Source organism: Streptomyces sp. P9(2023), assembly GCF_032436795.1.
Taxonomy (GTDB): Bacteria; Actinomycetota; Actinomycetes; order Streptomycetales; family Streptomycetaceae; genus Streptomyces.
In genome coordinates this window covers 1-513 of record NZ_JAUPWM010000136.1, presented here as the reverse complement: position 1 = coordinate 513, position 513 = coordinate 1, and the positions used below count along the sequence as shown (strand labels likewise).

The 513-nt window shown below is 70.6% G+C and carries 2 protein-coding genes; both read right to left on the bottom strand.

Annotated features, from left to right (window positions below; genetic code table 11):
* Nucleotides 1-201: hypothetical protein (locus tag Q5762_RS37035; protein WP_315896707.1), on the bottom strand; the 201-nt coding region annotated here is incomplete at its 3' end.
* A gap of 3 nt (nt 202-204) precedes the next feature.
* On the bottom strand, nt 205-513 hold a 309-nt coding region (locus tag Q5762_RS37030), incomplete at its 5' end, for a hypothetical protein (RefSeq protein ID WP_315896706.1).

The following is a 513-nucleotide window of genomic DNA, read 5'->3' as shown; positions in this document are numbered from 1 at the left end:
AGACCACGGGGGCGCGGTCGCGACCACCTCAGCCCACGACTCGGCACCCAGCACAGCAGGGGCAGCCGTCAGCACCCCGAGGAGCACGGCGACGCCGAGACCCTGCCACAGGGTTTGCCAGCCGCGCCGGGCCGCGATCCAGGGACGATCCTCAGCAGGGATCGGGGGCACCGGCGTCGGTGCCGTCGTCTGGTCAGTCATCATCTAGTCCTCTCGTGCAGGGGACGGCTCCGTGTCGTCCACCGGATCAGGGTCGAGCCACAGGCTCGGGTCGATATGGCCACGGATGCGGTGCGGGACGCGGGGCATCCGGCCCCAGTCAGGGCGGCGGAGCATCCCGACCTGGTCGATGAACCAGGCGGCGGCGGACAGCTGTCCCAGCCGCTCCGACAGCTCAGCCTGGAGAGCGTGGACCTGCTGCTCTAGCCGCTCCACACGGGCTATCAGGTCCGGCACCAGGTCGGTCGCGGACGTGATTTCCGCTGACCGCAGCGTCGAGCGCTGACCGGTACG